The organism is Streptomyces sp. NBC_00154 (assembly GCF_026342835.1).
Classification (GTDB): Bacteria; Actinomycetota; Actinomycetes; order Streptomycetales; family Streptomycetaceae; genus Streptomyces.
Genome location: NZ_JAPEMI010000001.1, coordinates 5018995 through 5032639, shown reverse-complemented (window position 1 = coordinate 5032639; position 13645 = coordinate 5018995). Strand labels below are relative to the sequence as shown.

Annotated in this window: 14 protein-coding genes and 1 riboswitch; of the genes, 8 read left to right on the top strand and 6 right to left on the bottom strand. The window is 71.6% G+C overall.

All coding sequences use genetic code 11. From position 1 onward, the window contains the following. Positions 1–24 precede the first annotated feature (24 nt). From OHA03_RS22555 to OHA03_RS22545, 3 genes are all read left to right on the top strand, one after another. A complete protein-coding gene (locus OHA03_RS22555; protein ID WP_030972924.1) occupies positions 25–636 on the top strand; it encodes a TetR/AcrR family transcriptional regulator in 612 nt (203 codons plus the stop codon). 368 nt (positions 637–1004) lie between these two features. After that, positions 1005–1622, top strand: coding sequence for a DUF4126 domain-containing protein (locus OHA03_RS22550; protein ID WP_267005607.1), 618 nt, complete (start codon positions 1005–1007; stop codon positions 1620–1622). 31 nt (positions 1623–1653) lie between these two features. Further along, positions 1654–3165: an NAD(P)/FAD-dependent oxidoreductase gene (locus OHA03_RS22545; RefSeq protein WP_267005606.1), complete on the top strand. Its 1512-nt coding sequence runs from the start codon at positions 1654–1656 to the stop codon at positions 3163–3165. 130 nt (positions 3166–3295) lie between these two features. Here OHA03_RS22545 and OHA03_RS22540 read toward each other — a convergent pair whose 3' ends face one another. From OHA03_RS22540 to OHA03_RS22515, 6 genes are all read right to left on the bottom strand, one after another. Further along, on the bottom strand, positions 3296–4270 hold the full coding sequence (locus OHA03_RS22540) for a hypothetical protein (protein ID WP_267005605.1): 975 nt from the start codon (positions 4268–4270) through the stop codon (positions 3296–3298). 52 nt (positions 4271–4322) lie between these two features. Beyond that, positions 4323–5240, bottom strand: coding sequence for a methylenetetrahydrofolate reductase [NAD(P)H] (gene metF / locus OHA03_RS22535; protein WP_267005604.1), 918 nt, complete (start codon positions 5238–5240; stop codon positions 4323–4325). A 135-nt stretch (positions 5241–5375) separates the two neighbouring features. Next, a complete protein-coding gene (thiE, locus tag OHA03_RS22530) occupies positions 5376–6029 on the bottom strand; it encodes a thiamine phosphate synthase (protein WP_267005603.1) in 654 nt (217 codons plus the stop codon). 144 nt (positions 6030–6173) lie between these two features. Further along, on the bottom strand, positions 6174–6539 hold the full coding sequence (locus tag OHA03_RS22525; protein WP_267005602.1) for an Rv2175c family DNA-binding protein: 366 nt from the start codon (positions 6537–6539) through the stop codon (positions 6174–6176). Positions 6540–6644: 105 nt separating this feature from the next. Further along, positions 6645–7904, bottom strand: coding sequence for an NAD(P)/FAD-dependent oxidoreductase (locus OHA03_RS22520; RefSeq protein ID WP_267005601.1), 1260 nt, complete (start codon positions 7902–7904; stop codon positions 6645–6647). After that, positions 7901–8275 (bottom strand): hypothetical protein, encoded by a 375-nt coding sequence (locus tag OHA03_RS22515; protein WP_267005600.1) that lies wholly within the window; start codon positions 8273–8275, stop codon positions 7901–7903. The genes OHA03_RS22520 and OHA03_RS22515 overlap by 4 nt, the downstream gene beginning before the upstream one ends. A gap of 51 nt (positions 8276–8326) precedes the next feature. Further along, positions 8327–8439, top strand: a riboswitch (TPP riboswitch). Between OHA03_RS22515 and thiO the strand changes: the two genes are divergently transcribed. The 5 genes from thiO (at position 8437) to OHA03_RS22490 (ending at position 13622) form a co-directional block, all read left to right on the top strand. Further along, positions 8437–9666: a glycine oxidase ThiO gene (gene thiO / locus OHA03_RS22510; RefSeq protein WP_267005599.1), complete on the top strand. Its 1230-nt coding sequence runs from the start codon at positions 8437–8439 to the stop codon at positions 9664–9666. Its footprint overlaps the riboswitch before it by 3 nt. Beyond that, complete coding sequence (thiS, locus tag OHA03_RS22505; RefSeq protein WP_267005598.1) at positions 9663–9881, top strand: sulfur carrier protein ThiS; 219 nt, start codon at positions 9663–9665, stop codon at positions 9879–9881. The genes thiO and thiS overlap by 4 nt, the downstream gene beginning before the upstream one ends. A gap of 2 nt (positions 9882–9883) precedes the next feature. Next, positions 9884–10678: a thiazole synthase gene (locus OHA03_RS22500; RefSeq protein ID WP_267005597.1), complete on the top strand. Its 795-nt coding sequence runs from the start codon at positions 9884–9886 to the stop codon at positions 10676–10678. Positions 10679–10814: 136 nt separating this feature from the next. Further along, positions 10815–12758: a Stk1 family PASTA domain-containing Ser/Thr kinase gene (gene pknB / locus OHA03_RS22495; RefSeq protein ID WP_267005596.1), complete on the top strand. Its 1944-nt coding sequence runs from the start codon at positions 10815–10817 to the stop codon at positions 12756–12758. Positions 12759–12764: 6 nt separating this feature from the next. Next, the gene (locus OHA03_RS22490) at positions 12765–13622 is read left to right on the top strand and encodes a deoxyribonuclease IV (protein ID WP_267005595.1); all 858 of its coding nucleotides are present in this window, start codon (positions 12765–12767) and stop codon (positions 13620–13622) included. Positions 13623–13645 lie beyond the last annotated feature (23 nt).

The following is a 13645-nucleotide window of genomic DNA, read 5'->3' as shown; positions in this document are numbered from 1 at the left end:
CCGGGACCTGTGAGAATCGACCGCATGGAAAGCAGTAGCACCACGCGTCGCCAGGCCACCCGGCAGAAGCTCTACGAGGCGGCCGTCACGCTCATTGCGGAGAAGGGATTCTCGGCGACCACGGTCGACGAGATCGCCGAGCGCGCCGGGGTCGCCAAGGGCACGGTCTACTACAACTTCAAGAGCAAGACCGAGCTCTTCGAGGAACTGCTGCGGCACGGCGTCGGACTGCTGACCGCGTCACTGCGGTCCGCGGCCGAGCAGACCGAGGAGCGCGGCGGCACCCGGGTCGAGGCCCTGGACGCAATGATCAGGGCCGGCCTGGTCTTCATCGACCGCTATCCGGCGTTCACCCAGCTGTACGTCGCGGAGCTGTGGCGCACCAACCGTGCCTGGCAGGCGACCCTGCTGGTGGTACGTCAGGAGGCCGTCGCCGTGGTCGAGGACGTGCTCCGGGAGGGCGTCGGGAACGGCGAGCTCAGCCAGGAGATCGACATCCCGCTGACGGCGGCCGCACTGGTCGGCATGGTGCTGGTGGCGGCGCTGGACTGGCAGGCGTTCCAGCCTGAGCGGTCCATCGACGATGTGCACTCGGCGCTGTCCCTGCTGCTGCACGGCCGGGTCAGCGGACGCTGATACGCGCTCCTCTCCGAGGGCGTGCGCACGCACAGAAGCGCCGGTCCCACGAGGCTCGATCCCCCCGAGCCTCGTCCGACCGGCGCTTCCCGTGCTGTCGGAGAGCCTTCCCCCGTGACCCCCGTGTTCCCCCGTGGTCCCCGGGCCCTCCGCGGTGCACCCCCGTTCCGGAAAGGAGTGCCGTGCCTGTTCCGCCGCCCCGTGTCGGCGGTACCGACGCCGCGCCCCTTCCGTGGTCTCCACTCTTCCGTCTGCGCAGGTGGCAGCCCATCCGCGTACCTACTCATCTCGTTCACTAGGTACGGATACTCAGAGCTGCGCACCCGACCCCACCCGCAGCGCCGCACCACCTGGTTACGATCACGTCCGTGTCCGTACTCCCCCTGGTGTTCACGAGCGGCTGGGCGAGCGGGATCAACGCCTACGCGGTGGTCCTGTTGCTCGGCGTCTTCGGTGCGACCGGCATCAGCGACGAGGTGCCCGCATCGCTGCAGCGCACCGATGTCCTCGTGGTGGCCGGCGTGCTGTTCCTGTGCGAGGCGGTGGCGGACAAGATCCCGTACGTGGACTCGCTCTGGGACTCGGTGCACACCGTCATCAGGCCGCTCGCCGGGGCCGTCGTGGCGGCGCTGCTGGCCGGTGAGAGCGGTTCGCTGCCGGAGCTGGCCGCCGGGGCCGTCGGCGGTTCCACCGCGCTGATGAGTCATCTGGTGAAGGCGGGAACCAGGATGGCGGTGAACACCTCGCCCGAGCCGTTCAGCAATATCGCGGTGAGCACCGCCGAGGACCTGGGCGTCGCCGGAATCATCACGTTCGCGATATTCCATCCGCTGGCGGCCGCGATCATCGCCGCGACGCTGCTGGTGCTCGGCATCGTGACACTGGTTCTCCTGGCCTCCCGGATCCGCCGGTTCCTGCGCCGGAGGGCCCAGCGGCGCGAGGAGAAACACCTGGCCGGGACGGGTTCGCACTGGCCTCCCGGCTGACTTGTCAGCGGTGGCCGTTAAGGTCACTGACATGGCACGTATTGCGGTGATCGGCGCCGGGATGGGCGCAATGACGGCGGCTGCCCGGCTGGCCGTGGCAGGCCACCGGGTGACGGTGTACGAGCGGTCCGGGACGTACGGCGGCTCGGTCGGCCGGTATGCCCGTGACGGCTTCGCGTTCGACACGGGTCCCTCGCTGCTGCATCTGCCCGCCGTCTACCGCGATCTGTTCGTCAAGACCGGCAAGGAGCCGCTGGAGCGGTGCGTCACGATGACACAGGTCGATCCGGCGAGCCGCCATCTCTTCGCCGACGGCACGGCGGTCTCGCTGCCGGACGCCTCGCGGGCCGGGGTGGTCGCCGCCCTGGACGGCGCGCTGGGGACCGGTGCGGGCAGCAGCTGGGGCGAGTTCCTCGACCGGGCCCGGGATGCGTGGGACCGGTCCCGGCGGCCGCTGCTGGAGGAGCCGTTGCGCGCCGACTGGCAGGTGCTGGGCCGCGATCCGTATCCGGCGCTCCGGCAGCGCCGGATACTGCGGGCCGCCCGGCAGGCGGGCACGGTGGCGGAGGTCGGCGCCTGGGAGCTGACGGACCCCCGGCTGACCGCGCTGCTCGACGGATACGCGTTGTCGTACGGCCTCGATCCGCTGCGCACGCCGGCGAGCGCGGCCCTGCTCCCGTACATGGAGGAGACGTTCGGCAGCTGGTACGTGGTCGGCGGGATGCGGGCGCTGGCGCAGGCGGTGTACGAGCGGTGCCTGGCGCGGAAGGTGGAGTTCGTGTTCGGCGCCGAGGTGGCCCGGGTGGTGGAGAAGGACGGCCGGGCGGCGGGCGTCGAGCTGGCGTCGGGGACGGTCGCCGAGGCCGATCACGTGGTTCTCGGGGCCTGGCCGCGCCCGGGGCTGGTGCCGGGTCAGGAGCTCTGGCAGGACGGCGATGTGACGGCTCAGCCGCGGTCGGCGGACCGGGCGACGGTGCCGGGCCGGTTCCAGGTCCTGCTGTCGCTGAGCGGCGCCCGGCCCGCGGGGACGGTGCACCGGACCGTGGTGCACGGCGCGGCGGAACGAGAGGCGGTGTTCGGTGGCCTGCTCGCCGAGCGGCCCACGGTGACGGTGATCCGCCCGGACGATCCGTCGACCCGCCCCGACGACGCGCACGAGGCCGTGACGGTGACGGCGACGGTCGCCCCGCACGGCGCGGTGGACTGGACGGACGCGGCGCTGCGCGAGCGGTACGCGGACACCTTGATCGAGGCGGCCGGCGCTGCCGTCCCCGGCATACGTGAGCGGCTGCTCCACGCCGAAGTGCGGACGCCCGCCCAAACAGCTGCCGACACCGGCGCCGAGGGCGGCTCGGTACCCGCACCGGCGCTGGCCGGGGCCGGTGGCGCGTATCTGCATCCGGGGAACCGCACCCGGCTGCCGGGTCTCTACCTCGCGGGCGGCTGGTCCCACCCGGGCGGCGGGCTCGCGCACGCCGGGATGTCGGGGACGCTCGTCGCCGGGCTCATCGTGGAGGGGGACAGCTTCCGCGGCTCCCGGTGAGGGGCCTGCATCGGGAGGGCACGAGTGCGGGTACGGGGGCGGGGGCCGGACGCGTCGGGGGCCGCCTCGTCGCCGGTCTCCCCCATCACCTCGAAGGCATGAGAGGCCGGGACCGGGTGCCTGGCGTCCGTCAGTAGCGGTACTGCTGCTCGTTGTAGCCGCTGTCGTAGGTGTTCGGGTACGGGGCGGGCTGTGCGGGCTGCTGCTCCGGCGGATACTGCTCGCCCTCGCGCTGCTGCGGTACCCAGACGCCGCCCGGCGGGGTCTCGGAGGTGTACTGCTGGGCGTAGGGGTCTGCCGCGTACTGCTGCTGGCCGCCGTAGCTGTCGTAGCTCGCGTAGGGGTCGGGCGCACCGTACTGCGAGGGGCCGGTGGTGCCGGTGCCGATGTACGGGTCGGAGTACGCGGCGTACTGCTGCTGGCCCGTGCCGTAGTCGTACTGCCCGGCGTAGCTGTCCTGACTGGTGTAAGTGTCCTGCCCGGCGTAACTGTCCTGACTGGCGTACGCGTTCTGGTCGGCGTACGTACCCTGTCCGGCGTAGCTGTCCTGGCCGGGCACGCCGCTGTACGTGGAGTAGTCGGTGTACGGGTCGTACGCGCCGTACTGGGGCTGCCCCTGAGCCTGCTGGGACTCCTGCTGCGGGACGGGATCGGTGTAGATGCCGTACTGCCCGGTGTCGTCCGGCAGCGGTTCCGGCTCGTAGACGGCGGCCGCGGGTGCGGGTGAGGCGCTCTCCGCCTCGCCCTCGCCCGCCCGGTCGTACTCCACTTCCAGGTCCGACACTTCGAGCGTGGGCTCCCGGCGGGTGTCCCGGTCACCGCCGCTTCGGCGGCGACGGCTCTCGCCCGGGCTGCCCCCTATGGCCCAACCGGTCGAGAAGCCGCGCCGGAAGGAGAGCGTGACGTACGTCTGGCCGATGGCGAACGCGATCGCGCCGACGGCGATGACAGGCACGGACGGCATCAGCACGCCGACGACCACGCCGGCGAAGCCGGTGAAGGCGAGCAGGCGCCAGCGCAGCCGCGCCTTGTACTGCAGGAGCACTTCGCCGAGCAGCCACAGCGCCACGATGCCGAACGCGATGTAGAGGACCGTCCAGCCCATGCCCGCCCCCATTTCTACGGCCGCCGCCCGGGATCATGGCGGGTACGGCCGGTCACGACTGCTTGTGCAGTCCGAGATTCTCGTAGATTTCGAGCGTTGCCGTCGAGTTGTTGAGCGTAATGAAGTGCAGTCCGGGCACACCCTCGGAGCGCAGCCTCGCGCAGAACTCCGTTGCGAACTCGATGCCAATGGAGCGTACAGCGGCTGCGTCGTCCTTGACGGCGAGGATGCGGTCTTTCAGGGACGAAGGCAGCGTCGCGTTGCTGAGCTGCGGAAACCGCTCCAACTGCTTGACACTGGTGAGCGGCATGACCTCGGGGATGACGGGCGTGTCGCAACCCGCAGCAACCACACGGTCACGCATCCGCAAATAGTCGTCCGGATTGAAGAACATCTGCGTGATCGCATAGTCGGCACCCGCGCGGCACTTGTCCACGAAATGCCGGATGTCGGTGTCCCAGTCGGTCGAGCGCGGATGCATCTCGGGAAATGCCGCGACCCCCACGCAGAAATCGCCGGATTCCTTGATGAGCCGGACGAGGTCGGCCGCGTACCGCACGCCCTCCGGGTGCTCGACCCACTCGCCCATCGGGTCGCCCGGCGGGTCGCCGCGCACGGCGAGCATGTTCCTGATCCCGGCGTCGGCGTACTGCCCGATCATGTTGCGCAGCTCGGCGACGGAGTGGTTGACAGCCGTGAGGTGCGCGACCGGGGTGAGGGTGGAATCGGCAGCGATCTGCTGGGTGGCTCTGACCGTCCCGGCCCGGGTGGAACCACCCGCCCCGTACGTCACGGAGACGAAGCTCGGACCCACCGCCTCGACCCGGCGCAGCGCATTCCAGAGATTCCGCTCGCCCTTCTCGGTCTTGGGCGCCCAGAACTCGAACGAATACGAAGTCTTGCCGGTCGCGAGCAGCTCACGCACGGTGCGTGCGTGATCCGTCCTGGTAGAGGGAGTGCCAAGGGCCATACTGCAGGTTAACCAGGGTGCGGCGGTGCCCCAACCGGACCAGCGGCAATTGCCCGAATTGACTGGTGGTTTGTCCACCCTTCGGACAGTCCTCCGGCGTTCTCCGGATGATCTGTGATTTCCCTGACGCGCCTGTCAGCCGTCGGCGTGCGCCCTGATCCGCTTCGCCAGCTCCGCGGTGGCCGCCGCCGGATCGTCGGCCTCGGTGATCGCCCGCACGACGACGACCCTGCGCGCTCCCGCGTCCAGCACCTCGTCGAGGTTGCCCGCGTCGATCCCGCCGATGGCGAACCAGGGGCGCGGCTGGGCGAGCGAGGCGGCGTATCGAACGAGGTCGAGCCCGGGGGCGTGCCGGCCGGGCTTGGTCGGGGTGGGCCAGCAGGGTCCGGTGCAGAAGTAGTCCATGCCGGGCTCGGCGACGGCGGCGTCGACCTCGGGCTCCGCGTGCGTGGAGCGGCCGATCACCACGTCCTCGCCGATGATGGCGCGGGCGGCGGGCACCGGCAGGTCTCCCTGGCCGAGGTGGAGCACGTCGGACCCGATGGCGTGGGCGACATCGGCCCGGTCGTTCACGGCGAGGAGCTTGCCGTGGCGCCGGCAGGCGTCGGCGAGGACCGCCAGGTGTTCGAGTTCCTCGGCCGCCTCCATGCCCTTGTCACGCAGCTGGACGATGTCCACCCCGGAGGAGAGCACGGCGTCGAGGAAGGCGGGCAGGTCGCCCTGGCGCCTGCGGGCATCCGTGCACAGATAGAGCCGGGCGTCGGACAGCAGCTCGCGAGGCGTGGGCATGGCGCGGTTCCCCCTTGATACAGCTGTACGGAATACAGCGGTACGACACGGTCGGGCTGGCACAGCGGTACGGCGTGATGCGGAGGTACGGGCACAGGCCGTTCGGAACGGACCGTGCCCGTACCCCGCGTGCGGTTGTCCCGGTCAGACGGCGAGCGCCTGGGCGCGGCGCTTCACCTCCGTGCCGCGATTCTCGCTCAGCGCCTGCGCGGGGGTACCCGGCAGGGTCGGGTCGGGGGTGAAGAGCCACTCCAGCATCTCTTCGTCGGTGTAGCCGTCGTCCCTCAGGAGCGTCAGGGTGCCGGAGAGGCCCTTGACCACCTTGTTGCCGTCGATGAAGGCAGCAGGCACCTGGAGCGTCCGGTTCTCACCACGTCGTACGGCGATGAGCTGGCCCTCCTTGACCAGCTGCCGCACGCGCGTCACCTCGACATCGAACATTTCGGCGATGTCGGGAAGGTGGAGCCAGGCGGGGACGAGAGCATCAATCTTTGCGTCAATCTCGGTCACGGAGACAAGCGTGCCATCCCGGACCGACAGTCGGTACCCGGACCCGACCGGACGGGGGTCGACCCAGTGCCCGCAAGGGCTCCGGAACCCCCTCCGCGCGCGCCGCTACGGGGCATCGACCCTGGCCGACTTCAGCGGTACGGCGGGGTCGGCCGCCCGCACCGGATCCAGCCGTGCCCCCGCCTCGATGAGTTTGCGCCCCTGAGCCAGATCGCGCGGCCGGCCGACGGCGAGGACGGCGACCAGCGCGCCGTCCCGCAGCCAGCAGATGGACCAGGCGGGATCGGCCGGGTCACCGCGCCAGAGCAGGGTGTCCGCGCCCCCGTGATGGCCCGCGTACTGCACGAACCGGTCGAACTGCTCGGACCAGAAGTACGGAACGGGGTCGTAGGCCAGGAGCTGCGACGCCCCGTCCGCACCGGCACCGATGATGTTGGCGGCGGCGGTCCGCGGCCCTTGGAGGGCGTTGTCCCAGTGGTGGACGAGGAGCCGTGTGCCGTACCGCGCGGAGGGGAAGGACGCACAGTCCCCGACCGCGTACACATCGGGCAGCGAGGTGCGCAGCTCCGCGTCGGCGGTCACCGATCCGTCCGGACCGAGGGCGATGCCGGAGCCGGCCAGCCAGCCAGTGGCGGGCCGGGCGCCGATCCCGACGACCACCGCTCCGGCGGCAACCGTGCGGCCGTCCGCGAGGACCACGCTGCCGGGCTCGATCCGGGCCACCGGGGCGCCGGTGAGGAGCTCGGCGCCGCTCTGCGCGTACCAGCGGGCCATCGGGGCGGCGACCTCGGCGGGCAGGACGCCCGAGAGCGGCCGGTCGGCGGCCTCGACGACGGTGACCTCACAGCCCGCGGCGCGGGCTGCGGTGGCGAATTCGGCGCCGATCCAGCCCGCGCCGACGACCACGACGGTGTGCTGCTGGTCGAGGACCGGCCGCAGCCGTGCGGCGTCGTCGAGGGTGCGCAGCAGATGGACGCCGGGCACCCCCTCGGAGCCGGGCAGCACCACCGGTTCGGCGCCGGAGGCGATGACCAGGACGTCGTACGGGACGGGGCCCGCCAGGGTGTCCAGTTCGTGCGCGTCGGCCCGTACGCCGGTGACGTCACGGCCCAGTTGCAGCTCGATGTCCAGCTCTTCGAAGTCGATGTCGAAGGCGGAGCCTTCGGCCGTGCCGAGCAGCACCGCCTTGGACAGCGGAGGCCGGTCGTACGGCTGGTGGGGTTCGGCACCGATCAGGGTGACCGGGCCGGTGAAGCCCTGTTCCCGCAGGGCCACCGCGGTCTGCACGCCGGCCATGCCCGCACCGACGATGACGACGCGGCGCTCTGTCCGCCCGGCCGGCTGCTCTGTCTGCTGCTCGCTCACCTGTCCACCTTAAGCATCTGACGAACCGTCAGGTCCGCGAGTTCCTCGACCACACTCGTCCCGCTGCCCTCTTGCGACTCCCATTCCCAGCGCTCCTCCAGCCGCACCCGGCCGTCCGCAAGGCCGACGACGCTGGAGACGCAGTGTCCGGAGGAGGTCGTTCCGTCCTGCTTCAACTGGACGTACCGGAAGTCGAGTCGATCGCCGGTGCGGGTGCCGACGAGATGGCCCCGGACCACGTCCCCGCCCGCGTAATCGGCCCAGATCGTGCCCCTCTCCTCGTGGTACGTGAAGCGGGTCCGGGTACCGACCTGACCCGGCGCCTGGTCGGCGACCGGCGAGAGGACAAGTCCGTCGAGTGAACGGGCCACAGTGGCTGCTCCCTTACTGGGTCCGGGTGACGGGGTTTAGGGTGGCCAACGTAAGACACTCGCGGGAGCCCGGACGCACCGGGCTGAGAGGGAGGCTGGGCGGCCTCCGACCGTACGAACCTGATCCGGGTCATGCCGGCGAAGGGAGGGGCTGGACGCCCATGCGATCATCCGGGAACACCTCGGCAGACGGATCCGACGTACCCGGATCCGACGTCCTCGTCATCGGGGGCGGAATCATCGGTCTGGTGACCGCCTGGCGGGCGGCGCAGCGGGGCCTGCGCACCGCGGTCGTCGACCCCGACCCGGGCGGCGGTGCCGCCCGGGTCGCGGCCGGAATGCTCGCCGCCGTCACCGAACTCCACTACGGCGAACAGATGCTGCTCGGCCTCAATGTCGCCTCCGCCGCGCGCTACCCGGCCTTCGCGGCCGAGCTGGAGGCGGCGAGCGGCCAGGACATCGGCTTCCGGGCCTGCGGCACCCTCGCGGTCGCCCTGGACTCCGACGACCGCGCCCATCTGCGGGAACTGCACGCGCTCCAGCACCGTTCGGGGCTGCAGTCGGAGTGGCTCACCGGCCGTGAGTGCCGCCGCCTGGAACCGATGCTGGCGCCGGGTGTGCGCGGCGGTCTGCGGGTCGACGGCGACCACCAGGTCGACCCCCGTCGGCTGGCCGCCGCTCTGCTGACGGCCTGCGAGCGGACCGGGGTGGTCTTCCACCGCGACCGGGCGGAACGCCTGGTGGTGGTACGGGACCGGGCCGCCGGGGCCGTACTGGCAACCGGCACGGAGCTCGCAGCCGACCAGATCGTGCTCGCCGCGGGCAGCCTCAGCGGGCGGCTCGCGGGGCTGCCGGACGAGGTCGTGCCGCCCGTCCGGCCGGTGAAGGGGCAGGTGCTGCGGCTGACCGTGCCCGCCGCGTACGCGCCGTTCCTCACCCGGACCGTGCGGGCCGTGGTCCGCGGCAGCCACGTCTATCTCGTCCCGCGCGAGAACGGCGAGCTGGTCGTCGGCGCCACCAGCGAGGAGATGGGCTGGGACACCACGGTCACAGCGGGCGGGGTGTACGAACTGCTGCGCGACGCCCATGAGCTGGTGCCAGGCATCACCGAACTGCCGCTCACCGAGACCCGGGCCGGCCTGCGCCCCGCCTCCCCCGACAACGCCCCGCTTCTCGGCCCCACCGCCCTGCCCGGCCTGCATCTCGCCACCGGCCACCACCGCAACGGGGTGCTGCTCACCCCCGTCACCGGTGACGCCATGGCCGAGCTGCTGACCACCGGCGAGCTGCCCGCCGTGGCCCGCCCGTTCACCCCCGGGCGGTTCGCGCCCGCCGTCGTACCGCCGCCCGCCGCGCCCCCCGCCACCGCACGTCAGGAGCAGCCCGCATGACCGACTCCGTCGCGCTCTCCGTGTCCGTGAACGGTGATCCCCGCTCGATCGCCGCCGGTACCACCCTGGAAGCCCTCGTCGCCGCCCTCACCGCGGCACCCTCGGGCGTCGCTGCCGCCGTCAACGAGACCGTCGTCCCGCGCAGCCGGTGGTCCACCGCGGCGCTCGCCGACGGCGACCGGATCGAAGTTCTCACCGCGGTCCAGGGAGGCTGACCATGTCCGACGATCTCTTCACCCTCGGCGACACCACGTTCGGCTCCCGGCTGATCATGGGGACGGGCGGGGCACCCAGCCTCGACGTGCTGGAACGCTCGCTGACCGCGTCCGGCACCGAGCTGACCACCATCGCGATGCGCCGCCTCGACCCGACCGTGCAGGGTTCGGTGCTCTCCGTGCTGGAACGGCTCTCGATCCGCGTCCTGCCGAACACGGCGGGCTGCTTCACCGCGGGCGAGGCCGTGCTGACCGCGCGGCTGGCCCGCGAGGCGCTGGGCACCGACTGGATCAAGCTGGAGGTGGTGGCCGACGAGCGGACCCTGCTGCCCGACCCGATCGAACTGTTGGACGCCGCGGAGACGCTGGTGGACGACGGTTTCACCGTCCTTCCGTACACGAATGACGACCCGGTGCTGGCCCGGAAGCTGGAGGACGTGGGGTGTGCGGCGATCATGCCGCTCGGCTCCCCGATCGGCTCCGGTCTCGGCATCCGCAACCCGCACAACTTCCAGCTGATCGTCGAGCACGCCCGGGTACCGGTGATTCTCGACGCCGGCGCCGGGACCGCATCGGACGCGGCGCTCGCGATGGAGCTGGGGTGCGCGGCGGTGATGCTGGCGTCGGCGGTGACCCGGGCGCAGGAGCCCGAGCTGATGGCGGCTGCGATGCGGCACGCGGTGGACGGCGGGCGGCTGGCGTACCGCGCGGGCCGGATCCCCCGGCGCCACTTCGCCGAGGCGTCGTCACCGATGGAGGGGCGGGCTGCGCTGGACCCGGAGCGGCCCGCGTTCTGAGCCCCCGTACGCACGCGGAGCGCCTGACGCCGCACGCGTGTGGCGCGCATCTCCCTGTCACGGCTCGGCTGCAGTACGGCCCCGGGATCGCCCCGGCCCGTCGGCCACGTCCTCGGCGGCTCGTAGACTCGCTTGCGTGGATACGACCCTCCAGGACCCTTCCCCGGCCTTCGGCCGGGGAGACCCCATCGTCGGGCAGCTGCTCGACGGCCGCTACCGCGTCGATGCCCGCATCGCCGTGGGCGGGATGGCCACGGTCTACCGGGCCATGGACACCCGGCTCGACCGGGTGCTCGCCCTGAAGGTGATGCACCCGGCCCTCGCAACCGACGCCTCGTTCGTCGAACGTTTCATCCGCGAGGCCAAGTCCGTGGCCCGGCTCGCGCACCCCAATGTGGTCGCTGTCTTCGACCAGGGCGCCCAGGGGCCGTACGTCTACCTGGCGATGGAGTACGTGGCGGGCTGCACGCTGCGCGACGTCCTGCGTGAGCGCGGCGCCCTGCAGCCGAGAGCCGCGCTGGACATCCTGGAGCCGGTCCTGGCCGCGCTCGGCGCCGCACACCGGGCAGGCTTCGTACACCGCGACATGAAGCCGGAGAACGTCCTCATAGGGGACGACGGCCGGGTCAAGGTCGCGGACTTCGGTCTCGTACGGACCGTGGGTTCCGACACCAACACCACCGGAACGGTCCTCGGCACCGTCTCCTATCTCGCCCCCGAGCAGATCGAGCACGGCACGGCGGACACCCGCACCGATGTGTACGCCTGCGGTGTCGTGCTGTACGAGATGCTGACGGGCGCCAAGCCGCACACCGGCGAATCCCCCGCCCAGGTCATCTACCAGCACCTCAACGAGGACGTGCCGACGCCGTCGGCCGTCGTCCCGGGGCTCGCGACCGAGCTGGACGAACTGGTCGCGAGCGCCACCGCCCGCAACCCCGAGGCCCGTCCGTTCGACGCCGTGGCCCTGCTCGCCGAGGCCCGCACCGCGCGGGCCGCGCTCACCGACAACCAGCTGGACGCCGTACCGCCGCAGGCCCTCGCCGAGGCACACGACGATGCCGAGGACCGGACGAGCGTGATCCCCCGGGTGCTCCCGGTCGACCAGGGCACCGCCCATCACACCAGCCGGCTGGAGATGCCCCCGCCGCTGCCGCCCGAGCCGGCGAGGAGTGGGCCGCGGCACGGCGGTCCCCGCCGCGGGATGCTCGCTGCGATCGTCGCCGTGCTGCTGGTACTGGGGGTCGGCGCCGGTGTCTGGTACATCAACTCGGGACAGTTCACCCGGGTCCCCTCGCTGCTCGGCCAGACCGAGAAGACCGCCCGCCAGCGGCTCTCGGACTCCGGTCTCGAGCTGAAGGGCGTCGATCGGGCCTACAGCGACGACGTCGACCGCGGCAAGGTCATCAGCAGCGATCCGAAGCCGGGCGCCCGCATCCGGGGCAACGGATCGGTGAAGATCGTCCTCTCGCGCGGCCCCGAGATCGTGAAGGTCCCCGACGTCCGGGGCACCGGGCTCGCCGAGGCCAGGCGCGCGCTGAAGAAGGTGGGCCTGGTGCCCGGCATGGTCACCAAGGAGTTCAGCGAGGACATCGGGCAGGGCCAGGTGATCCGTACGGATCCCGGAGCGGGCGCGGAACGCCACCCCGACTCCGCGGTCGCCCTGGTCGTCAGCAAGGGCAGTCCGGTCGATGTCCCCGACCTGACCGGGCTGTCGGTCCGGGAGGCCACCGACGCGCTGGAGGGGGAAGGCCTGAAGGCCGAGGTGCTGCCGGGCCGGGTCAATTCGCCCGAGGCCGCGGGCGACATCGCGCGACAGTCACCGGACGGAGGCACCCGGGCAGCCGAGGGCGACACCATCACGCTCACCGTCTCCAAGGGCCCGCGGATGATCGATGTCCCGGATGTCACCGGCAAGGACATCGACGAGGCCACGCGCCTGCTGAAGGCCGCGGGCTTCGAGGCCAAGGTCGACCGCCCGTTCCTCTCCTTCAGCGACACGATCGCGAGCCAGTCCGTCGACGGCGGCGACCGGGCTCCCGAGGGCAGCACCATCACCATCACGACCAAGGGACTCTAGATCCGTATGCGCAACCCAGTCGGCGGCCATGTCCCCGTGGCCGGCGGCCTCGCCAAGGTCGGCCTGCCCTACGCCCGCGAGATGGGGGCGGAGGCCGTCCAGGTCTTCGTCGCCAATCCGCGCGGCTGGGCGACACCGGCCGGGAACCCGGCGCAGGACGAACAGTTCCGCGCCGAGTGCGCCGCCGAGTCGATACCGGCGTACGTCCACGCCCCGTATCTGATCAACTTCGGCTCGCACACCGAGGCCACTGTCGAGAGGTCCGTGGAGTCGCTGCGCCACTCCCTGCGCCGGGCCCGCGAGATCGGCGCCCTGGGCGTCGTGGTGCACACGGGCTCCGCGACCGGCGGCCGGCCGCGCACGGAGGCCCTGGCCCAGGTACGTACGCACATGCGGCCGCTCCTCGGCGAGCTGACCCACGACGACGACCCGTTCCTGCTGCTGGAGTCGACCGCCGGGCAGGGGTTCTCACTCTGCTCGCGGACCTGGGACTTCGGCCCGTACTTCGAGGCGCTGGACGCCCACCCCAAGCTCGGCATCTGCCTCGACACCTGCCACATCTACGCGGCGGGCCACGACCTGGCGGGCCCGGCGGGCATGAAGCAGACCCTGGACCTGCTGGTGGAGACGGTCGGTGAGAGCCGGCTCAAGCTGATCCACGCCAATGACTCCAAGGACGTGGTGGGAGCCCACAAGGACCGGCACGAGAACATCGGCGCCGGGCACATCGGCGAGGAGCCGTTCCAGGAGCTGTTCTCGCATCCGGCGACGGCCGGAGTGCCGCTGGTCATCGAGACGCCGGGGGGCAAGGAAGGCCACGCGGCGGATGTGGCGCGCCTCAAGGAGCTGCGCGACCGGAGCTGAATCCGCGGAGGCATGGGGAATAC